This is a genomic window from Caulobacter sp. GW821-FHT10C03 (assembly GCF_059415485.1).
Genome location: NZ_JBWKNI010000020.1, coordinates 1 through 21,726, shown reverse-complemented (window position 1 = coordinate 21,726; position 21,726 = coordinate 1). Strand labels below are relative to the sequence as shown.

Here is a 21,726-nt window from a genome sequence, read left to right as displayed (position 1 = left end):
GGTCGTTGGGTTGGGAGAGCACTATGCTTTGACAACGCTGTCAACGAAGTTGTGGCGACTGGGCGCCTCAACCCTTCGGCGTCGCCTCAGGCCTCGCCCTGATGCTCGACGTGACCCTCGCTGACCTCGGTGCGGGAGAACACCTCTTCCTGGCCGTCGAGCAGCAGTTCCTCGGCGGCCACGTGGTCGCGTTCGGCCTCTTCGAGCACCTGACGCAGGGCCTCGACCTCGGTGTCGGCCTCGACCAGCACGCTGCGCAGGGGGGCGTGGCCTTCGCCCAGTCGGATCTCGATGCGCCATTGGGCGGTCATGGTCGTGTCTCCCTTCAGCCAGACTGATAACGCAAGCGGACGGTTCAAGTTCGGAATGGGCTCGCCTGGCAGGTTGCGAGGCGTTGCGCGGCGGGCCGTCCTCGGCGAGGTTGCCCGCCGAAAGGTCAGTCGGAAGGGATTCTATGGATCGGCGTGAGGCGCGGCTTGAAGGGATCAGCCGTCGCGGACTGATGGCGGGCGGCGCCGGGATCGCGGGGCTGGCCCTGGCCGGCAAGGCGGCCGCGCAAGGCCGGGGCTCGGATCGCGTCGAGGCGCTGATCGCCCAGATGACCATCGAGGAGAAGGCCGGGCAGCTGTCCTGCTACGCCGACATGATCCGCCCGCCGGTGGGCGACATGAACCCGGCGGTGAACCTGCGCAACACCCAGCAGCTGCTGGCCGAGACCCGGGCGGGCAAGATCGGCACGCTGATGAACGGCGTCGGCGTCGAGGGCGCCCTGCTGGCCCAGACGGCGGCGGTGGAGCATTCGCGGCTGGGGATCCCGCTGCTGCTGGCGGCCGACGTCATCCACGGCTTCAAGACCGTCTATCCGATCCCGCTGGCCGAGGCGGCGTCCTTCGACCCGCCGCTGGCCGAGCGCACCGCCCGGGCCGCCGCGCAGGAGGCCACGGCCCACGGCCTGCACTGGACCTTCGCGCCGATGGTCGATGTGGCCCGCGACGAGCGCTGGGGCCGGGTGGCCGAAGGCTCGGGCGAGGACGTATTCCTTGGGGAAGCCCTGGCCCAGGCCCGGGTGCGCGGCTTCCAGGGACCGGACCTGAAGTCGCCGGACTCGATGCTGGCCTGCGCCAAGCACTTCGCCGCCTACGGCGCGGTGGCCGCGGGCATGGACTACAACACCGTCGAGATCTCCGAGGCGACGCTGCGGGAGGTGCACCTGCCGCCGTTCCAGGCCGCCTTCGAGGCCGGGTGCCTGACGGCCATGTCTGCCTTCAACGACATCAACGGCGTGCCGGCCACGGCCAACAAGGCCCTGCTGACCGACCTGCTGCGCGGCGAGTGGAAGTTCCGCGGCGTGGTGATCTCCGACTACACCGCCGACCAGGAGCTGGTGGCCCACGGCTACGCCGCCGACGACCGCGACGCCGCGCGCCTGGCGATCCTGGCCGGGGTCGACATCAGCATGCAGAGCGGGCTCTACAGCCGCTATCTGCCCGAGCTGGTGGCCAGCGGCGCGGTGCCGATCGCCGTGGTCGACCAGGCCGTGCGCCGGGTGCTGATGCTGAAGGAGGCCATCGGCCTGTTCGACCAGCCGTTCCGCTCGATCGACCCCAAGGCCCAGGCCGCCCGCACGGCGACGCCGCAGATGCGCGCCCTGAGCCGCGAGGCCGGCGGCCGCTCGATCGTGCTGCTGAAGAACGACGGGAACCTGTTGCCGCTGCCGCGATCGGGCAAGCGCATCGCCCTGATCGGCCCCTTCGCCGAGGACCGCGACAACATCCTGGGGCCGTGGGCCTTCTTCGGCGACAAGAGCCTGGGCGTGGATCTGGCCTCCGGCTTCCGCCAGGCGCTGGAAGATCCGAACCTCTTGCGCACCGCCAAGGGCTGCGAGGTCGAGGCCTCGATCCGCGGCGGGATCGAGGCGGCGGTGGCCGCGGCCCAGAGCGCCGACATCGTCGTGCTGGCGATCGGCGAGGGCCAGAACATGTCGGGCGAGGCCCAGTCGCGCACCGACATCGGCGTTCCGCGACCCCAGATGCTGCTGGCCGAGGCCGTGGCCGCCGTCGGCAAGCCCACCGTCGTGCTGCTGCGCCACGGCCGGGCCCTGGTGCTGGACGGGGCGGTCAAGAACGCCCCGGCGATCCTGGCCACCTGGTTCCTGGGCACCGAGACCGGCCACGCCGTGGCCGACGTGGTGTTCGGGACGGTGAACCCCTCGGGCCGCCTGCCGGTCAGCTTTCCGTACGAGAGCGGCCAGCAGCCCTACGCCTACAATCACCGCACCACGGGTCGCCCCGCGCCCGCCGACAGCGAGATCCAGGAGTACAAGGCCCGCTGGCGGACGGTGAAGAACGAGGCGCTCTATCCGTTCGGCCACGGGCTTTCCTACACGACCTTCGCCCTGTCGGACCTGAAGCTGTCGACGACCAGCCTGGCCTGGAACGAGCCGCTGCGGATCACCGCCAAGGTGAAGAACACCGGCAAGCTGGCCGGAACCCACGTGGTGCAGCTCTATGTCCGCGACCGGGTGGCCAGCCGCACGCGGCCGGTGCGCGAGCTCAAGCGCTTCACGCGGGTGGACCTGAGGCCCGGCGAGACCCGCGAGGTGACCTTCGTCCTGCAGCGCGGGAGCCTGGCCTTCTACGGCGAGAATGGCTGGATCGCCGAGCCGGGGCTGTTCGACCTGTGGGTGGCCAACAGCTCGGTGGACGGGCTGAACGCGCAGTTCACGTTGCTGGGGGCGTAGCCAGGATCCTTCTCCCCTTGCGGGAGAAGGTGGCGACCGAAGGTCGACGGATGAGGGGTCTCTCAGACCTCGACGACCGCGCCCGGTCGATCGGCCGTGGCGGCGGACCGGGCTTTCGACCCCTCACCCGACCCGCTGCGCGGGCCACCCTCTCCCGCAAGGGGAGAGGGGAGCGGTTGCGCGAACAAACCCCGCACCCAGTCGTTGACCCGGCCGTCGATGACCAGGTGCACGCGGTCTTCCGTCCCGCGGTTGGCGACGCTGTGGGGGTCGGAGAGCTTGAGGTACCAGGCGCTGCCGGCCTCCATGATCACGCGGACGCCGTTGAGGCGGAAGTCGACCTCGGGGTTGGTGACGACCGGCACGTGGAAGCGCACGTGGGTCGATTCCGCGTCGAGCTCGAGGTCCGCGTGGGTCTTGATTACCGAGCCGGCCGCCAGCTTCATCAGCCGGGCGCTGGTGACCGGCATCGGGAAGGCGGCGATCACCTCGCGGAAATAGGGGCAGGGGGCCAGGAACGGGGTGTCCTCGAATTCCGTGGCCTCGGGGTCGGAATAGATCATCATCACCGGATGGGTCGCGCCGGCCTTGCTGCGCAGGGGAATGACGCTCCAGTCGCCCTCGTAGTTCTGCTTCACGAAGTGGGCGATCCAGTCGGTGGAGGCGGCCAGGGTCTCGAGGTCCGCGCGCAGCCGGCCAGGATCGAAGGTCAGCGGCAGGCGAAGGCGGTCTGGCAATCTCATCGCCCGAGCCTATTGTGCCGCTTCTCAACCGACAAGGGCCGGGTCCAGGCGTGCAACTTCCAGAGGGCGAGGCCCTAATCGAGCGCCTGCTCAGCGAGCCGGGCGCCTGCGCGGACCTGGCGGGGCTGTTTCGCGATGCGGATTTCAGCGCGGCTTTGGAGAGGCTCGCCGCTGACTGGGGCCTGGCTTCGCCGGACGCCGTCGCCAGCGAGCGCCTGGAACAGCGGCTGTTCGTGCACCGCCCCGTCGCCCCGCCGGCCGGTTGGCTGCCGATCGCCGTCGCCCCGGGCGAGGACGCGGTCGACTGGGCCTTCTTCGGGGCGCGGCGGTTGACGGAGTCGTTCTTCGGCGAGAGCCTGCCGCCGGTGCGCTCCTCGCCGCTGAACCGCTTTCTGCGCCTGCGCACGCCGCTGGCGGCGCTGGAGGGACTGGCGGGACCGGCGCCGGACGGCCTCGTCTTCCACATGTCGCGCTGCGGCTCGACCCTGGTGGGGCGGATGCTGGGCGCGGCGCAGGGCTCGACCGTGCTGTCGGAGGCCGCGCCGATCGACGCGGTGGTCCGTTCCGGGCTGCCGTGGGCGCGGCGGGTCGTGCTGCTGCGTGGCGTGGTGGGGGCCCTGGGCCGTGCGCGCGGGGCGGGCGATGAGCGGCTGTTCCTCAAGCTCGACTGCTGGCACGCCATGGCCTTCGATCTGTTCCGCGAGGCTTTCCCGCGAACGCCGTGGATCCACCTGCACCGCGCGCCGGAGGAGGTGCTGGTCTCGCACGCCCGCGACGTGGGCATGCAGATGGTCCCGCAGGTGGTGGCGCCGTCGGTGTTCGGCCTGGAAGAGCCGGCCGTTCCCGACGCCGACTACCGCGCGCGGGTGCTGGCGGCGATCGGCGAGGCGATGCTGGCGGCCAAGGCCCGCGATGGGGCGGGGCTGCTGATCGGCTACGAGGCGCTGCCGGCGGCGGTGAGCGAGCGGATCCTGCCGCACTTTGGCTGGACGCCGACCAAGGAAGAGGCCGAGGCGATCGGCGCGGCCGCGGCGATCGACGCCAAGGCCGCCGGCCGGGTCTTCCGTCCTGACGGGGCGGGCAAGCGCGCGGAGGTGGATGTCGCGATCCGGACGGCTTGCGTCCGCTGGCTCGACGACCTGCACGCGCGGCTGGGCACGGCTTCGATCGGAAATGAAGGGGAAGGGGTGGAAGGGGCGCGCCTGGGATTGGGGGGGTGACGCGCCCCTTCCTGGTCGCGACGTGTCCGGGGGTGGCCGCCGCGATCAACCCCGCACCGTCGCGCGGGGGTCTGGTGGGGGAGGGCCGAAGCCCTCCCCGATAACTCAAGCCTTCGGGGCGCCGCCGCCGAGGACCTTGTAGAGCGTGACCAGGTTGCTGGCGCGGGCCAGGCGCGCGTTGATCAGGCCCTGCTGGGCCGAATACTGCGTGCGCTGGGCGTCCAGCAGGGTCAGGGAGCTGTCGACGCCGCGGTCGTAGCGCAGCTTGGTCAGGCGCGCGGTGTCGGCGGCGGCGGCGGCCAGGCGTTCCTGGGCGGCCAGGCGGTCGCCGATGGTCGCCTGGGTCGCCAGGGCGTCGGCCACCTCGCGGAAGGCCGTCTGCACGGTCTTCTCGTAGGTCGCCACCGCGATCTTCTGGCTGGCCTTGGCGCCGTCCAGATTGGCCTTGTTGGCCCCGCCGGCGAAGATCGGCAGGGTGATGCTGGGCGCGAAGCTCCAGGCCTTGCCGCCGCTCTTGAACAGGTCGCCCAGGTCGGTGCTGGCGCTGCCGTACGAACCCGTCAGGCTGATCTGCGGGAAGAAGGCCGCGCGGGCCGCGCCGATGTTGGCTTCCGCCCCCATCAGGCTGTGCTCGGCCGACAGCACGTCCGGACGGCGGGTCAGCACGTCGGACGGCACGCCCGCCGGCAGATCGGGGAGGATCTGCGCGGTGATCAGGCCGCCGGCCGGCAGCAGGTCGGCCGGCACGTCGGTCCCTGCCAGCAGGCGCAGGGCGTTCTTGTCCTGCTCGACCTGGGCCGTGTAGGTCGCCACGTCCGAACGGGCGGTCTCGGCCAGGGTCTGCGAGGTGCGCAGGTCGATCTGCGAGACGGCGCCGGCGTCGAACTGGCGCTGGGTGAGGGCGAGGCTGTCCTCGCGGCTCTTCAGCGTGTCCTTGGCCAGGGCCAGCAGGTCCTGGTCGGCTGCCAGGGTCAGCCAGGCGTTGGCCGTCTCGGCGATCAGGCTGATCTGGGTCGCGCGGGCGGTCTCGGCCGTCGACAGATAGCTCTGCAGGGCCACGTTCGACAGGCTGCGGACCCGGCCGAACAGGTCGACCTCGTAGGAGGTGACGCCGATGCCGGCGCTGAAGGCTTTGACCTCCAGCGCGTCCCCGGTCTGCGAGGTCGCCGCCGGGGTGTGGCTGCGGGTCTCGCTGAGCGAGGCGTTGACGCCCGGCAGCAGGTCGGCGCGCTGGACGCGGTAGGTCGCCCGGGCCTTTTCGATGTTGAGCACCGCGACCCGAAGGTCGCGGTTGTTGGCGAGCGCCAGCTCGATCGTCCCCGCCAGGCGGGGATCCTCGAAGACCTGTTTCCAGGCCAGGTCGCCGGCGCTCACGCTCGAACCGTTGGCCGAAGCCGTCGGCCAGGTGGTGGCGACCGGCAGGGCCGGACGCTCGTGCGGGGGAGCCAGGGTGCAGGCGGAAAGCGCGCTCGCCGCCAGCAGGGTGAGGGTCAGGTTACGAAGCAGCATCTCAGTGGCTCTCGGTCGGAGCAACGGGGGCCTCGTCGTGGTGACGGGGCTTGGGCTTGAAGATCCGTTCGACGATCACGAAGAACAGCGGGACGAAGAAGATCGCCAGGATGGTCGCCGACAGCATGCCGCCGATGACGCCGGTGCCGATCGCGTGCTGGCTGCCCGATCCGGCCCCGTTGGAGATCGCCAGCGGCAGAACGCCGAAGACGAAGGCCAGCGAGGTCATGATGATCGGACGCAGACGGATGCGGACGGCTTCCAGAGTGGCTTCCACCAGGTTTCCGGTGCGCTCGTAGATCTCCTTGGCGAACTCGACGATCAGGATGGCGTTCTTGGCCGCCAGGCCCATGGTCGTCAGCAGGCCCACCTGGAAGTAGATGTCGTTGGACAGGCCGCGCAGGGTGGTCGCCAGCAGGGCGCCGACGATGCCGAGCGGGATGACCATGATCACCGACAGCGGGATCGCCCAGCTCTCGTAGAGGGCGGCCAGCAGCAGGAACACCACCAGGATCGAGATGGCGTACAGGGCCGGAGCCTGGTTGCCCGCCTCGCGTTCCTGGGCCGACAGGCCGGTCCATTCGAAGCTGATGCCGGCCGGCAACTGGGCGGCGATCTTCTCCATGGCGTTCATCGCGTCGCCCGAGCTCTTGCCCGGGGCCGGCGAGCCCTGGATGTTCATCGACGACAGGCCGTTGTAGCGCTCCAGACGCGGCGAGCCGTAGATCCAGTGGGTCGTGGCGAAGGCCGAGAAGGGCACCATCTGGCCGGTGCCGTTGCGGACGTACCAGTTGTTGAGGTCTTCCGGCTTCATCCGGTACTGGGCGTCGGCCTGCAGGTAGACCTTCTTGACCCGGCCGCGGTCGACGAAGTCGTTGATGTACGACCCGCCCCACGCGGCGCTGAGGGCCGCGTTGATGTCCGAGGTGGTCAGGCCCATCGCCCCGGCCTTGGCCTGGTCGATGTCGATCTTCAGCTGCGGGGTGTCTTCCTGGCCGTTGGGACGCACGCCGACCAGGTTGGGATCCTGGGCGGCCATGCCCAGAACCTGGTTGCGGGCCGCGGTGAGGGCGTCATGGCCCACGCCGCCGATGTCCTGCAGCTGGAAGTCGAAGCCCGACGAGGTGCCCAGTTCCGGCACCGCCGGCGGCACGACGGCGAACACCATCGCGTCGCGGATCTGGCCGAAGGCCCCCATGGCGCGACCGGCGACGGCCGCGGCCTTGAGGTTGGCGGCCTTGCGCTTGTCGAAGTCCTTCAGGCGGACGAAGGCGAGACCGGCGTTCTGGCCCGCGCCGCTGAAGCTGAAGCCCGAGACGGTGAACACCGACTGGACGGCGTCCTTCTCGCCTTCCAGGAAGTGGCTGCGGACCTGGTCCAGCACGCCCTGGGTGCGTTCCTCGGTGGCGCCCGGCGGCAGCTGGACGAGGGTGATCATGATCCCCTGGTCTTCTTCCGGCAGGAAGGCGCTGGGCAGGCGGACGAAGAGCAGGCCCATGACCAGGATGATCGCGCCGTAGATGGCCATCCAGCGGATGCTCTTGCCCAGGATGCCGCGGACGCTGTTCTGATAGCGGCCCGAGACGTCGTTGAAGCTGCGGTTGAACCAGTTGAAGAAGGTGTTGAAGACATTGACGATCGCACCCAGCGGACCCTTGTGGTCGGTCTGGAGCGGCTCGCCGTGGCCGCGGCTCGACGGCTTCAGCATGGTGGCGCAGAGGGCCGGGGTCAGGATCAGGGCGACGATGACCGACAGGCCCATGGCCGAGACGATCGTGATCGAGAACTGACGGTAGATGACGCCCTGCGAGCCGCTGAAGAAGGCCATGGGCACGAACACCGCCGACAGCACCAGCGCGATGCCGATCAGGGCGCCGGTGATCTCGGTCATCGACTTGCGGGTCGCCTCGAGGGGCGAAAGCCCTTCCTCGCTCATCACCCGCTCGACGTTCTCGACCACGACGATGGCGTCGTCGACGAGCAGGCCGATGGCCAGCACCAGGCCGAACATGGTCAGGGTGTTGATGGAGTAGCCGAAGGCCGCGAGGATGCCGAAGGTGCCCAGGAGGACGACCGGAACGGCGATGGTCGGGATCAGGGTCGCGCGCCAGTTCTGCAGGAACAGGAACATGACGATGAAGACGAGGATGATCGCTTCGATCAGCGTCTTGATCACTTCGTGGATCGACAGCTCCACGAACGGCGTGGAGTCGTAGGGCACGACGTAGCGGTAGCTGGTCGGGAAGCTCTTCTCGAGCTGGGCCATGCGCTCCTTCACCGCCTTGGCGGTGTCGAGGGCGTTGGCGCCGGGGGCCAGCTTGATGGCCAGACCGGCGGCCGGCTTGCCGTTGAACTTGGCGTTCGAGACGTAGCTTTCGGCGCCCAGCTCGACGCGGGCGACGTCGCGCAGGTGCACGATGGCGCCGCCGGTGCTGTTCTTGACGATGATGTTCTCGAACTCTTCCGGCGTCTGCAGGCGCGACTGGGCCGTGATCGTGGCGTTCAGCGCGGTGCCCTGGACGTTGGGCGTGCCGCCCAGCTGACCGGCCGAGACCTGGGCGTTTTGCGCCGTGATGGCGCTCGAAACGTCGGCCGGGGTCAGGCTGTAGGAGGCCAGCTTGTTCGGGTCGAGCCAGATGCGCATGGCGTACTGGGCGCCGAACAGCTGCACGTCGCCCACGCCGTCGACGCGGCTCAGCGGGTCCTGGATGTTGGACGCGATGTAGTCGGCCAGGTCGGTGTTGGTGGTGCTGGCGTCCTCGGAATAGAGGCCGACGACCATCATGAAGTTACGGGCCGACTTGGCGACCGTCAGGCCTTGCTGCTGCACCTCTTGGGGAAGCAGGGCCTCGGCGCTCGACAGCTTGTTCTGCACCTGCACCTGGGCGATGTCGATGTCGGTGCCGGCCTTGAAGGTCAGGGTCGTGGTGGCCGAGCCGGAGCTGTCGCTGGTCGACGACATGTAGTCCAGCCCGTCCAGGCCCTTCATCTTCTGTTCGATGACCTGGGTGACGCTGTCTTCGACCGTCTTGGCCGAGGCGCCGGGATAGTTGGCGGAGACCGAGACCTGCGGCAGGGCGATCTCGGGATACTGGGCGATCGGCAGCGTGCGGATGGCGAGCGCCCCCGCCAGCATGATCACGATCGCGACGACCCACGCGAAGATGGGCCTGTCGATGAAGAAACGGGACAACATGACGGTCCGGCCTTAGCGTTGAGCGGTGATGACGGCGGCCTTCACGGGCGCGCCGGGACGGACCTTCTGCAGGCCTTCGACGATGACCTGGTCGCCGACCTTCAGGCCGGAGGTGACCAGCCACTTGTCGCCGACCGTCTGGCCGACGGTGATCGGACGGGTCTCGGCCGCGCCCTTGGCGTTGACGACGGTCACGGTGGCGGCGCCCTTCGGGTCGCGGCTGACGCCGGCCTGCGGGATCAGCACGCCGTTGGAGGCCACGCCCTTGCCCAGGGTGGCGCGCACGTACATGCCCGGCAGCAGGGTGCCGTTCGGGTTGTCGAAGGTGGCGCGCAGGCCGAACGAGCCGGTGGTCTGGTCGACGGTGACGTCGGCGAACTCCAGGCGGCCGGCGACCGGGTAGGTCGAGCCGTCTTCCAGCTTCAGGGTCACCTGGGCCGAGCCCGAGCGGCCGATCTGGCCGCCGGCCAGGTCGCGCTGCAATTGCAGCAGCTCGGCCGACGACTGGGTCAGGTCGACATAGATCTTGTCGAGGTTCTGGATGGTGGCCAGAGCCGTGGTCTGGCTGGCGGTCACCAGGGCGCCGGGGGTCACCGAGCTCTTGCCGATGCGGCCCGAGATCGGGGCGACCACGCGGGTCCAGCCCAGGTTGATGCGGGCGCTGTCGACGGCGGCCTTCTGGGCGGCGACGTTGGCGGCGGCCTGCTGGGCGCTGGCCTGGGCGTCGTCGTTGTCCTGCTTGGAGACGGCGTTGACGGCGACCAGCTCCTTGTAGCGGTCGGCCTTCAGCTTGGCGGCGGTGTAGGTCGCCTGGGCCTGGGCCAGGCCCGCCTGGGCGCTGTTGACCGCCGCCTGGAAGGTGGCCGGGTCGATCTGGTAGAGCGGCTGGCCGGCGCGGACATAGCCGCCTTCCTGGAACAGGCGGGCTTTCACGATGCCGCCGACCTGCGGACGCACTTCCGAGACCAGATAGGCCGAGGTGCGGCCCTGAAGTTCGCTGGTCAGGGTCACCGGCTCGGTCTTCACGACCACCACGCCCACGGGCGTCGGACCGCCCGCGCCCATGCCGCCCGCGGCTCCGCCCTTGCCTTGCCCGCAGGCGACGAGGGTGAGCGAGACAGCCGCCAGAAGAACCGCCGAAGCGGCGAGCGGACGTTTGATAGCCATGGATATCCCCGGAGCGTCAGAGCGCCGCAAGGAGGGAGGGACCCTTGACGACGCGCCTATGATGAACAATTTGAGAATGAACGTTCATTCTCAATTGCGCTGGACATAGGCCCGGGGTAAGGCGAAGTCAACACCCCGGCAGGCCGGCTCGGTTGACCTGACGGAAATGTAATGGAGAGCGAGACCCTCGATGGTCGACGTGAGTTCAAGCGCCAAGCCGACGCCCGAGGCGCGGCGGCAGCAGATTCTGGATGCGGCCTGCGACATCGTGCGTCGCTCGGGCTTCCATGGCGCCAGCATGGCCGAGATCGCCAAGGCCGCCGGCCTCAGCGTGGGCCAGATCTACCGCTACTTCGAGAACAAGGAAGCCATGGTCGCGGCGATCGTCGCCCAGGACCTGGCCGAGATGCGCGAGAAGTTCGCCGAGCTGGAAAGCCGGCCGGGCACGCTGCTCGACGCCATGCTCGAGCACATCGATGACGCCGTGGGCAAGTGCTACGACCCGCGCCGCGCGCCGCTGGTGCTGGAGGTGATGGCCGAGGCCTCGCGCAATCCCAAGGTCGCCGCCATCGTCCGCGCCGCCGACGAGCAGGAGCGCCTGCTGGCCCGCAGCATGCTGGAGCGCAGCCGCAAGCCCGAATGGAGCGACGAGGAGTTCGCCGCCCGCACCGAGATGATCGGCGCGATGTTCGACGGCCTGGTCATGCGCAGCGTCAACCACCCCGACCAGGACCGCACGGCCATCGCCCAGACGATGAAGGCCGTGCTGACCTGCCTGCTGGGGTAGGGGGCCCGTTTCCTGCGTCCTTCGAGACCTTCTAGGAGATCCACAGGCCCAGGTTGCCGACGATCCGCCAGTCGCCGTAGGGGTCGCGCCGCATGAGGACGAGGCCGCCGAACCCCGCCAGCGGCGCGCCGGCGACGTCGGCATAGGCCAGGGCTTCCGTTCCGTCCGGCGAAAGCACCGGCAGGCTCAGGCCGTAGATCAGGTGCGTATAGGGTCCCGTCGGCTTGGGGCCGGCGACGGCCTCGACGGTCGCGTCCAGGCGGGCGCCGCGCTTCCCGGCCTCGTCGCGCACGGCCGCGCAGTCGAGAGCGTTGGCGGGCGTCGCCGCCTTGAAGGCGCGGATGGTCGCGGCGGCGGGCGGCGTGACGACGTCCGGGCCGTCCTGCGCGGAACGCCAACGGGAAGGCGGATAGGCGGCGATATCCAGCTGCGGATCGGCGACGAGGCGGCGGACGCTGTCGGCGGCGCCGTTGCTGAAGGCCGTCTTTCCCGGCGTAGACCGACGGAACACGTCCTCCACCAAGGTCCTGGCCGCCGCGCAGGCCTGGGCCTGTCGTGGCGAAGGCTTTTCGGCGGCCAGCGGCGGCGAGGCCAGGCCGAGGGCGAGCGTCAGGGCGGCGAGGGCGAGGCTGGGGCGGATCATGTACGCAGATTACGCGCGTAACTGGAAAGCGCCAGCCCCTGTCGCTACGGCACCAGATAGCGCCGCAGGCCCGGCACGGCGACGGCCAGTTCGTCGGTGACGATCTTCGAGAAGTAGTCGGCGCCGTCGCGGCCCAGGTGGGTGTAGTCGAACGACAGCTTGGCCTGACCCATCGGCTCGGCGGCGGCGTTGTTCTGGGCCTGGGCGACGGCGGCGGGGGCCGCGCCGGGCGCCGGGGGAGCCGCCGGCTGGGCGCTGATGGTGGTGCCGGTGCGGGCGGCGGCCAGCACTTCGGCGGGCGGCGGCTGCTGGGCGAAGCGCGTGGCTTCCGCCGCGCCCATGGCCTGGACGGCGGCGTAGGACTTGGCGTGCAGGTCCACAAGCGGCGTCCCGGTCTCGGCGGCGACCTTGCGGGTCGCTTCGGCCCAGGGACCCAGGTCGTCGATCAGCTTGCCGTCCTTGAACTGGCGACGGGTCAGCGGCGTGACCAGCACCGGCTTGCCGCCGGCCGCGCGCACCTCCTCGACATAGCGCCTGAGGTTGGCGGGGAACTCGGTGGCCAGATCGGTCGAGCGGCCCGGCTTGCCCGGCTGGTCGTTGTGGCCGAACTGGATCAGCACATAGGTGTCGGTGAAGCCGCCCGAGCCGATCTCCTTCAGCGCCACGCGCCAGGACCCCTCGGTGCGGTAGTTGCCGCTGGAGCGGCCGCCGCGCGCCAGGTTGATGCAGGCGGCGAACGACGTCAGGTGCTGGCCGCAGAAGCTGGGCCCCCAGCCGCCGATCACGGCGGTGGTGGAATCGCCGACCAGCACGACCTTCACCGCGCGGAAAACGGGCGGCTCGGGTTCCTGGGCGTGGGCGGCAAGGGGAGTTGCAATGAGGGCGGCGGCGAGGAGGAGGGACTTCAGGCGCATGTCAGCTCCGAGGTCTGGGAGGGAAGATGCTCCCCCTCTGGGGGAGCTGTCGCGGAGCGACTGAGGGGGTCTAGCGCCTGCGCTGGCCCCCTCCGGCCCTCTGGGCCACCTCCCCCAGAGGGGGAGGATCTACGGTCAGGCCAGCGCCCGGTACTTGAAGTTCCGGAACCGCGCCGAGCCCTTGCCAGCGGCGTAGAGCCCCGGTTTCAGCATCAGGAAGCCGCCGCGCACATTGTGGTGGTAGCCGCTGACCTCCATGCCGCGGTCGAACCGCTTCCAGGTCGCCCCGCCGTCGCCCGAGGTGTGGAAGGCGACGATGTGGCGGGTGTTGCGCAGGCGCAGGAGCATCTTGCTCCCGTGCGGATTGGCGGGCCGTCCGCGCTCGATGCCGTACTGGTGGGTGACGAAGTTCTTCGTGTCGAACCCCAGGCCGCAATAGAGCTGGCGGTCGTAGAACAGGATCAGCCCCGCCCGGGTCTCCGGATCGACCTCGATCTCGCACTCGATCTCATAGGCCTGGTCGCCGTTGACGAAGATCAGCGGCGAACCCGTCGACGGGGCCTCGCCCGCGCCCTTCAGGGTCAGCACGCCGTTCGCGCGGCTGATGCGGTCCTGCTCGCCCGGCTTGGGATCGAAGAAGTTCCACTGCACGCCGTATTTGTCGGCGCTGAAGTCGTCCGACAGCGCCATGCCGTGCGGGCCGCTCTTGCCGCCCTTGGGCTTCTTGATGGGCTTGGCGAGATCGCCGCCGCCGATCTCGAACCAGCCGTCCTTGGTCCAGGTGACCGGCGCCAGCAGGGTCTGCCGGCCCAGGGTCCAGTAGCCGTTCTCGTAGCCGTGATAGACCGTCCACCAGTCGCCGGGCGTGGGGCCTTCGACCAGGGTGGCGTGGCCGCGCGACCACCACTTCTCGGCGTTGTCGACGGTTCGGACCAGCGGGTTCCTCGGATGGTTCTCCCACGGGCCGGCCAACGACCTGGCGCGGGCGGCGATGACCATGTGGCCGGTCGGCGGGCCGGCCGTGCCGCCCACGGCGGTGATCATGTAGAACCAGTCGCCGCGCTTCATCACCTTGGGGCCCTCGGGCGAGAAGCCCTCGACGTCCCAGTCGTCCGGATAGCGCCAGGGATCGTAGACGTGCTCGGGCTTGCCCACGGTCGACAGGCCGTCCGGCGCCAGCCTGATGCGGTCGCCGCCGGACAGGAACAGCCAGCGCTCGCCGTTCTCGTCGACCACGTGGCCGGGGTCGATATAGCCGGGCAGCTTCAGGTCGATCGGCTCGGACCACGGGCCTTCGATCCTGTCGGCCCAGATCACATAGCTGGTGTTGTTCTTGGGGAACTTGGCCGGGATGTAGAGGTAGTAGCGGCCCTTGTGCTTGCACAGCTCCGGCGCCCAGACCGAGCCGATGTTGGTCTTCAGGGTCGGCGCCACCGGCGTCCAGTTCACCAGGTCCTTGGAATGCCAGATCAGCAGTCCCGGATAGGCGTCGAACGACGAGTGGGTCATGTAGTAGTCGTCGCCGTCCTTGAGGATCGACGGGTCGGGATGGTCGCCGGCCAGGATGGGATTGAGGAAGGTCCCGTCGCCGAGGTCGGCCTTGCGCTGGCCTTCGATCCCCTTGGTCCAGGTCGGGCCGGTCGCGGTCTTGGCGGGCAGGGCGCCGACGCCTTGCGCCGAAGCCGCGGAGGGCAGGGCGGCGGCTGCCGCCGCTCCGGTCAGTAGGGAGCCCCCCGTTAGCATCAGGGCTCCGCGGCGGCTGAGGTCGGCCATGTGTTTCCTTCCCGAAGACTGGGCCGCGCATCCTGCGTCGCGCTGGCCTGTTACCGGTCACTTAAGCGGCGTGACGTCGCTTTGTCTACCGGTGTCATAACCCATTTTCCGACGATAACGCTGTCACTGGCGAGGGCAAAAGAAAACGCCCGGGAGCAGGGCTCCCGGGCGTTTGTCTGTCGAGAAGCCTCCCCCTGTGGCGGAGGTGTCGCCGAAGGCGACGGAGGGGGGACGTTTTCAGCCGCCGAGGGCGCTGGCCTTCATCCCCCCACCGACCGCTTCGCGGTCGCCTCCCCCACAGGGGGAGGTTTTTGCCTCAACCCTCCATCGCCTCCAGCTCCTTGCCACGGGTCTCGTGGATGAGCTTCTGGACGAGGAAGAACGAGACCACGGCGCTGGCCGCGTAGAAGCCGTAGGTCGCCGACAGGCTGAGCTTCGCCATGGACGGGAAGCTGAACGAGATGGCGAAGTTGGCGATCCACTGGGCGAAGCCGGCGACGGCCAGGGCCGAGCCGCGCATCTGGTTGGGGAACATCTCGCCGAGCATGACCCACATGACCGGACCCCAGGAGAGGTTGAAGAAGATCACGTAGAGGTTGGCGGCGACCAGGGCGATCGGGCCGACCGAGGCGTCCAGGTGCAGGGCGCCGTTGACCGTGGTGGCGGTCGAGAAGCACCAGGTCAGCACGCCCAGGGTCACGGCCATGCCGGCCGAGCCGATCAGCAGCAGCGGCTTGCGGCCGATGCGGTCGATCAGGGCGATGGCGGCCAGGCAGGCCACGATCGACAGGGCGCCCGACAGGATGTTGATCTTCAGGCTGTCGTCCTCGGTGAAGCCCACCGACTGCCACAGCACCGAGCCGTAGTAGAAGACGATGTTGATGCCGACGAACTGCTGGAAGATCGCCAGGACCAGGCCGGCCCACAGGATCGGACGGATCTTGCGGGTCGTGGGGTCGAGCAGGTCGGAGAACTTCGGCTTGTGGTCGGCGCTCAGCGAGGCGCGGATCTCGGCGACCTTGGCCGCGCCCGTGCCGGCCCCGAACAGGCGCGACAGGATGGCTTCGGCCTGGGCGTCCTTGCCCTTGGCGACCAGGAAGCGCGGGCTTTCCGGAATGGTCAGCAGGGCCAGGAAGAACACGCCGGCCGGGATGACCTGCATCCAGAACATCCAGCGCCAGGCGGGCAGGCCCAGCCAGAACTCGGCGGTCGAGCTGCCGGCGGTGTGGGCCAGCACGTAGTTGGCCACGAACGCGCCGGTCAGGCCGGTGATGATCATGATCTGCTGCACCGACGACAGGCGGCCGCGGATGTTGGCGGGGGTGACTTCCGAAATGTAGACCGGGCACAGCACGCTGGCCGCGCCGACGCCCAGGCCGCCGATCAGGCGGAAGATGACGAAGACGGTCGAGGTGTGGGCGGCGCCCGTGCCCAGGGCGCTGATCACGAACAGCAGGGCCGAGATGATCATTACCGTGCGGCGGCCCCAGACGTCGGCCAGGCGGCCCGCCGCGAAAGCGCCAAAAGCGCAGCCGATCAGGATGGCGGCGACGTTCAGGCCGGTGCCGAACTCGGTGAGCTTGAAGGCGCTGTTGAGGCCTTCCTGGGTGCCGTTGATGACGCCGCTGTCGTAGCCGAACATGAAGCCGCCGATGGTGGCCACGGCCACGATGGCGGCGACGAAGGCCATGTTCACCTTCGCGCCGTCGGCGCTCATGCCGGCGCTTGGTCCGGCGCTGGAAACTGATGCCACTGGAGTCCTCCCCGAACTGGCTCCCTCTAGGAGCCATGTTTGATCCCTAACGCGCCCCCGTAGGGACCTTAGTTGCCGGCGACCTTAGTGTTACCGGTATCAGCGCGCAAGCGGCCGTTTTTGCGGGATTCCGCTTCCGGCGCCGCCCTCGTCGCCGGGGGATAGTGTCAGGTCCGGCGCGCCTCGCAAGGGGCGATGGCAACGTTGTCATCCGGCGTCGGCCAGCAACGCGTTCGGGCAAGAATTTGCGAGGTGATCGCAAGTATCGTCTCCGCCGCGCAAGAACATTGCCGAAAAGAAATTTGCTCCGCGATCAAAGCCGCGCTTTACGGCTGGAGGTCGAGACCAGCGCGGAACGTCCGCTCGCGGCGCCTCGACCGACGACCTCGGGGGAGCGCGCCTTGCGCCTGAAGACCATCCTGCTTTCCGCCACCGCCATGATCGCGGCGCCGTGCCTGGCCCTGGCCCAGACCGCCGCCCCGGCTCCCGCGCCGGCCGCCCCGAAGGGCGCGGCCCCGGCCGCCGTCGAGGGCGTGACGGTCACCGGCGACAGCACCGCCATGCGCAGCTCGATCGACCGCCGCAGCTACAGCGTCGCCAACGACCTTTCCGCCCGCACCGGCTCGATCGCCGACGCCCTGCGCAACATCCCCTCGGTCGAGGTCGACGTGCAGGGCAATGTCAGCCTGCGCGGCGACAGCAGCGTCACCATCCTGATCGATGGCAAGCCCTCGGGCATGTTCAACGGCGACGGTCGCGGCGACGCCCTGCAGGCCATGCCCGCCGACCAGATCGACCGCGTCGAGGTGATGACCAACCCCTCGGCCGCCTTCCGCCCCGACGGCACGGCCGGGATCATCAACCTGGTCACCAAGAAGACCCGCAAGTCCGGCGGCACGGGCACGGTGCGCCTGAACGCCAGCACCGACGGCCGCTACAACGGCGGCGTCAGCGGCAACTACGTGAAGGACAAGCTGACCCTGTCGGGCGATGTCGGCCTGCGCCACGAGAAGCAGGAAGCCTGGCAGTCGATCCAGCGCCAGACCGCCGCCGGCGCCAGCAGCCAGGACGGCGCCTTCGAGAACAAGGGCGACATGGTCAATCTGCGCGGCGGCGTCGACTATGACGTCACGCCCAAGGACCGCCTGAGCGGCGAGGTCCGCTATCGCCGCATGAAGTTCGACACCACGGGCGAGGAGACCTACGACTATGTCGGCACGGCCTCCGACTATGCGCGCTCGACCGACGCGTCCATGACGCGCGACAACGCCGGCGTCAGCGCCGACTGGCGTCGCCAGTTCAAGGGCGCCGAGCACCTGCTGACCGCCCACCTGGAGTACGAGGAGACCGAGTTCTCGCGCGACTCCAGCGCCGTCAACGACTACGCCGCCGCCAGCGACCTCTACGAGCGGTTCGGCTTCGGGGCCAAGCAGAAGCGCACCAACTTCAAGACCGACTACGCCCAGCCCGGCGTCGGCGGCGGCACGCTGAAGACCGGCGTCGATTTCGAGTGGACCAAGAACGACTACGACAATCACGGCGAGACCGGCCCGTCCTGGAACGCCCTGACGGTCAGCGCCGCGCGCACCAACCGCTTTCTGTACGACCAGGACGTCTACGCCGGCTACGTCACCTACGAGCACGCCTTCGGCGACTTCACCGCCCAGGGCGGGCTGCGGGCCGAGCAGGTGCAGTTCGACGCCAACCAGGTGACCAGCGGCCAGAAGGTTTCGAACGACTACTTCAAGGTCTATCCCAGCCTGCACCTGGGCTACACGGTCAACGAGAACAACAGCTTCAAGGCCAGCTACAGCCGCCGCGTCCAACGCCCGCAGGTGCAGGACCTGAACCCCTATCCGGTCTATCAGGACCCGCAGAACTACCGGGCCGGCAACCCCTTCCTGAAGCCGCAGGTCACCGACTCGTTCGAGCTGGGTTGGCAGTACCGCAAGGGTCCGGCCTACTACCTGGCCACGGCCTATTACCGCACCAGCGACGGCGTGGTGACCGACGTGGTCCGCGACCTGGGCAATGGCGTGCTGCTGACCACGCGCGAGAACCTCAGCCAGAGCCGCAACGGGGGGCTGGAGCTGGTGGCCAACGGCCGCCTGACGCCGAAGATCAGCTACAACGTCAGCGCCAACGCCTTCTGGAACGAGATCGACGCGTCGAACCTGGGCTTCACCGGCACGCGGTCGGCCACCACCCTGTCGGGCCGCGCCAACGTCAACTGGCAGGCCACGCCCAAGGACTTCTTCCAGATCAACGCCTTCAGCTCGGGCAAGCGCCTGACCCCGCAGGGCCACCGCGAGCCGTTCCAGATGGTCAATCTGGGCTACCGCCGGAAGGTCAACGACCGGCTGTCGCTGGTCGTGACGGTGCAGGACGCGCTGGACAGCTTCGAGGACAAGGTCGTCACCGACACCCCGACCCTGAAGGACGTGACCGTGCGCACCGCCAACGTGCGGGCGGCGTTCTTCGGCTTCACCTGGGCCTTCGGCGGCGGCAAGCCCAAGCCCGAACAGTTCGACTTCGGCTCGGGGGCCGTTGGGGGGTAACCATAGATCCTCCTCCTCTGGGGAGGTGGCCCGGAGGGCCGGAGGGGGTAAGCGCGGCGCTGGCCCCCTCAGTCGGCTTCGCCGACAGCTCCCCCAGAGGGGGAGCATCTTCTCGCAGCGCCCCCTAAAGCCACCCCGCCTTCTTGAAGCGGCGGTAGAGCAGGGTGCAGACGATGGCGATCACGCCGACCGTCGCCGGATAGCCGAACGCCCACTTCAGTTCGGGCATGTGCTCGAAGTTCATGCCGTAGATCCCGGCCACCGCCGTCGGCACCGCCAGGATGGCGGCCCAGGCGGCCAGCTGGCGGGTGATCACGCCCTGGCGCTGCTGCTCCAGCAGCGAACTGACCTCGAACACCGAATTGAGCACGTCGCCCAGGCTGCCGATCAGCAGGTCGATGCGGGCGATGTGGTCGCGGACGTCGCGGAAATAGGGCTTCACGTCGGCGTCGATGCACGGCGTGTCGTGGTGCTCCAGATAGCCGGCGACCTGGGCCATGGGGCCCAGCAGCCGCAGGAACTTGGTCAGCTCGCGCCGCAGGGTGAACAGGCGGGTGATCTCGGATCGGCTGAGGAAGGCGTCCAGCGCCCGGTGCTCCATCTGCGCCAGCTCTTCTTCCACCGCGTCGACAACCGGCAGGTAGCCGTCGACGATGAAGTCGAGGATGGCGTGCAGCACGTAGTCGCCGCCCTTGGCCAGCAGGGCGGGCGTGGCCTCCAGGTGGGCGCGCAGCTCCAGGTGGGCGCGGGCCGAGCCGTGGCGCACGCTGATCAGGTGGTGGTCGCCGATGAAGATCTCGGTCTCGCCAAACACGACCCGGCCGGCCTCCAGCTGGGCGGTCTTGGCGACCACGAACAGCTGGTCGCCATAGAGATCGACCTTGGGCATCTGCCGGGCGTGCAGGGCGTCCTCGACGGCCAGCGGGTGCAGGTCGAAGCGTTCCTGCAGGATGCGCAGTTCGTCCTGCGTGGGCTCAACCAGCCCGATCCAGACGAACTCGCCCTTGCGCGGCGTCAGGCCGTCGGGGTCGTCGAGGCTGAGCTCGCGCACGCGCTTTCCATCGACATAGGCGTAGGCGGCGACGACGCTCATGCGGGCTCCTGCACTGTTGCTGCCGAGATGGCGTGAACGCGGAGCCGGGGCAAGGGCGCCGCTTGACGATCTTCGCAACATATGTAGAGTTTTGGCTAACACCCCGGCCGACGCTCTGGCCGGCGTCGCAACGGAGCACGTCCATGCCCGCCGCCCCCCGCAAGCTTTCGCCCCAGTCCCTGGCCGTGCTCGAGGTCCTGCACGGACGCGAGTGGCTCTACGGCCTGGAGGTCTCGGCCGCCACGGGCCTGAAGTCGGGCAGCCTCTATCCGATCCTGATCCGGCTGGCCGACCGGGGCCTGCTGGAGAGCCGCTGGCTGGAGCCCGAGCGCCCCGGCCGTCCGGCCCGTCACGCCTATCGCATCACCGGCGCCGGCCGCTCGGCCCTGGCCGCGGCCCGTCGTCCGTCCACATCCTTGGCCCTTGGGGGAGCCTGATGACTGGAAACCATAGAGACCTCGCCGCCTGGATCATGGATCGGGCGCTTCGCAAGCCGCCCGCGGGACGGGAGGATTGGGCGCAGGCCATGCAGGCCGAGTTCGCCGCGCTCGACAGGGACCGGCTGTCCTGGGCGGTCGGGTGCCTGATCGCCGCCGCGCGCTGGCGGGCGAGTGGGGAGGCGGCCTTCGCGGGCGCCCTGGCGGCGGGGGTAGTGTTCGTCGGCTCCGTGCCCCTGGTCCTGTTCGGTCTGGTCGCGGCGGGGCTGCTCTCCAGGCCGCAGATGGCCTTGGCGATCATGCCCTTCATCGTTGGCGCGCCCTTTCTGGCCGGTTTCGTCATCGCCCTGAACTGGCCCGGTCGCAGGCTGGCGACGGCGGTGGTCACGGGCATGGGACCCTCCCTGATCGGCAACGCCATGCTCCTGATTTCGGGGGCGGGGCTTCGCACCCTGAGCCCGCAGGTGCCGATCGGCTGGGCGATCTTGGTGGGCCTGGCCTATCTCGGCGCCCTGGCGGGCTCGGCCTTGGGCCGACGCCGTATGGCGAGGATCGCGCGATGACCGGCCGTGACCTGGCCGCCGCCATCATGGCGCTCGCGACCCGCAATCCGCCCGCCGCGCATGAGGAGTGGGCGCAGGCCATGCAAGCCGAGTTCGCGGCGCTGGAGACTGGGCGGCTGTCCTGGGCCCTGGGCTGCCTGGCGACGGCGCTGCGCTGGCGGGCGCCGGGCGAGGCGGCCTATGGGGCGGCGCTGGCCGGGAGCGTCTATTTCCTCAGCACGACCATGTACTGGCTGCTCTGGCAGGTCATGGCGTCAGGCGTGGTGTCGTTCGACGTGCTGTTCGGGCGGCAGACGGAGCTCATCGCCGTCGTCCAGTTGGCGCTGTGCGGCCTGCTGGGCTTCCAGCGGCCCGACCGCCGCCTGGTCAGCGCCCTGGCCTTGGGCGTCGGCCCGATCCTGGTCGGACTCGCGCGCATCGACGGCTTCCGGCATCTGGACCAGGTGGATCCCGGCACAGCTTTGCGATGGGCCGGGATGCTGTCGGTGCTGGGCCTGGGCTATGTCGCGGCGACGTTGGGCGCGGGTCTGCGCCGGCGGCGGCTGGCGGCCTGAGATCCTCCCCCTCTGGGGGAGGTGGCCCAGAGGGGCGGAGGGGGTAAGTGCGGCGCCGGGGGGGGGGGGGGGGGGG

At 69.4% G+C, this 21,726-nt stretch carries 17 protein-coding genes; 7 read left to right on the top strand and 10 right to left on the bottom strand.

From position 1 onward, the window contains the following. Positions 1-86 precede the first annotated feature (86 nt). Complete coding sequence (locus tag AC07NG_RS20950; protein ID WP_487292345.1) at positions 87-311, bottom strand: hypothetical protein; 225 nt, start codon at positions 309-311, stop codon at positions 87-89. Between the two features lie 143 nt (positions 312-454). Between AC07NG_RS20950 and AC07NG_RS20945 the strand changes: the two genes are divergently transcribed. Next, complete coding sequence (locus AC07NG_RS20945) at positions 455-2,740, top strand: glycoside hydrolase family 3 N-terminal domain-containing protein (protein WP_492857322.1); 2,286 nt, start codon at positions 455-457, stop codon at positions 2,738-2,740. A gap of 62 nt (positions 2,741-2,802) precedes the next feature. Here AC07NG_RS20945 and AC07NG_RS20940 read toward each other — a convergent pair whose 3' ends face one another. Beyond that, on the bottom strand, positions 2,803-3,477 hold the full coding sequence (locus AC07NG_RS20940) for an aspartyl/asparaginyl beta-hydroxylase domain-containing protein (RefSeq protein ID WP_494596114.1): 675 nt from the start codon (positions 3,475-3,477) through the stop codon (positions 2,803-2,805). Positions 3,478-3,533: 56 nt separating this feature from the next. Between AC07NG_RS20940 and AC07NG_RS20935 the strand changes: the two genes are divergently transcribed. Further along, on the top strand, positions 3,534-4,703 hold the full coding sequence (locus AC07NG_RS20935; protein ID WP_494596112.1) for a sulfotransferase family protein: 1,170 nt from the start codon (positions 3,534-3,536) through the stop codon (positions 4,701-4,703). A gap of 105 nt (positions 4,704-4,808) precedes the next feature. On the opposite strand, the gene AC07NG_RS20930 is transcribed toward AC07NG_RS20935, so the two are convergent. Genes AC07NG_RS20930 through AC07NG_RS20920 form a run of 3 tightly spaced genes read right to left on the bottom strand, consistent with a single transcriptional unit; the run spans position 4,809 to position 10,575 of the window. Further along, positions 4,809-6,212: an efflux transporter outer membrane subunit gene (locus AC07NG_RS20930; RefSeq protein ID WP_494596110.1), complete on the bottom strand. Its 1,404-nt coding sequence runs from the start codon at positions 6,210-6,212 to the stop codon at positions 4,809-4,811. 1 nt (position 6,213) lies between these two features. Then, entirely contained in the window at positions 6,214-9,408 is a 3,195-nt protein-coding gene (locus tag AC07NG_RS20925; protein ID WP_494596108.1) for an efflux RND transporter permease subunit, read from the bottom strand. 12 nt (positions 9,409-9,420) lie between these two features. Further along, positions 9,421-10,575, bottom strand: a complete 1,155-nt coding sequence (locus tag AC07NG_RS20920; protein WP_487292349.1) for an efflux RND transporter periplasmic adaptor subunit — start codon at positions 10,573-10,575, stop codon at positions 9,421-9,423. Positions 10,576-10,765: 190 nt separating this feature from the next. Between AC07NG_RS20920 and AC07NG_RS20915 the strand changes: the two genes are divergently transcribed. Beyond that, entirely contained in the window at positions 10,766-11,362 is a 597-nt protein-coding gene (locus tag AC07NG_RS20915; protein ID WP_110119296.1) for a TetR/AcrR family transcriptional regulator, read from the top strand. A gap of 31 nt (positions 11,363-11,393) precedes the next feature. On the opposite strand, the gene AC07NG_RS20910 is transcribed toward AC07NG_RS20915, so the two are convergent. The 4 genes from AC07NG_RS20910 to AC07NG_RS20895 all read right to left on the bottom strand — a co-directional run bounded on the left by AC07NG_RS20910 (position 11,394) and on the right by AC07NG_RS20895 (position 16,445). Then, entirely contained in the window at positions 11,394-12,005 is a 612-nt protein-coding gene (locus tag AC07NG_RS20910) for a hypothetical protein (protein ID WP_494596105.1), read from the bottom strand. A 44-nt stretch (positions 12,006-12,049) separates the two neighbouring features. Beyond that, positions 12,050-12,919 (bottom strand): rhamnogalacturonan acetylesterase, encoded by an 870-nt coding sequence (locus tag AC07NG_RS20905; RefSeq protein ID WP_494596103.1) that lies wholly within the window; start codon positions 12,917-12,919, stop codon positions 12,050-12,052. Between the two features lie 135 nt (positions 12,920-13,054). After that, positions 13,055-14,692: a family 43 glycosylhydrolase gene (locus AC07NG_RS20900; protein WP_494596102.1), complete on the bottom strand. Its 1,638-nt coding sequence runs from the start codon at positions 14,690-14,692 to the stop codon at positions 13,055-13,057. Between the two features lie 316 nt (positions 14,693-15,008). Continuing rightward, positions 15,009-16,445 (bottom strand): sugar porter family MFS transporter, encoded by a 1,437-nt coding sequence (locus tag AC07NG_RS20895; RefSeq protein ID WP_494596101.1) that lies wholly within the window; start codon positions 16,443-16,445, stop codon positions 15,009-15,011. 401 nt (positions 16,446-16,846) lie between these two features. Between AC07NG_RS20895 and AC07NG_RS20890 the strand changes: the two genes are divergently transcribed. Next, positions 16,847-19,003: a TonB-dependent receptor domain-containing protein gene (locus tag AC07NG_RS20890; RefSeq protein ID WP_494596099.1), complete on the top strand. Its 2,157-nt coding sequence runs from the start codon at positions 16,847-16,849 to the stop codon at positions 19,001-19,003. A 124-nt stretch (positions 19,004-19,127) separates the two neighbouring features. On the opposite strand, the gene AC07NG_RS20885 is transcribed toward AC07NG_RS20890, so the two are convergent. Beyond that, on the bottom strand, positions 19,128-20,096 hold the full coding sequence (locus tag AC07NG_RS20885) for a magnesium and cobalt transport protein CorA (RefSeq protein WP_494596097.1): 969 nt from the start codon (positions 20,094-20,096) through the stop codon (positions 19,128-19,130). A 143-nt stretch (positions 20,097-20,239) separates the two neighbouring features. Here AC07NG_RS20885 and AC07NG_RS20880 point away from each other — a divergent pair, with 143 nt between their 5' ends. From AC07NG_RS20880 to AC07NG_RS20870, 3 genes are read left to right on the top strand one after another with little or no spacing between them, the layout of a single operon-like run. Beyond that, positions 20,240-20,533 (top strand): PadR family transcriptional regulator, encoded by a 294-nt coding sequence (locus tag AC07NG_RS20880; RefSeq protein ID WP_492857309.1) that lies wholly within the window; start codon positions 20,240-20,242, stop codon positions 20,531-20,533. After that, positions 20,533-21,096, top strand: a complete 564-nt coding sequence (locus AC07NG_RS20875; RefSeq protein ID WP_494596095.1) for a hypothetical protein — start codon at positions 20,533-20,535, stop codon at positions 21,094-21,096. The genes AC07NG_RS20880 and AC07NG_RS20875 overlap by 1 nt, the downstream gene beginning before the upstream one ends. Beyond that, positions 21,093-21,650 (top strand): hypothetical protein, encoded by a 558-nt coding sequence (locus AC07NG_RS20870; RefSeq protein ID WP_494596093.1) that lies wholly within the window; start codon positions 21,093-21,095, stop codon positions 21,648-21,650. Before AC07NG_RS20875 ends, AC07NG_RS20870 begins: the two co-directional genes overlap by 4 nt. The last annotated feature ends 76 nt before the right edge of the window (positions 21,651-21,726 follow it).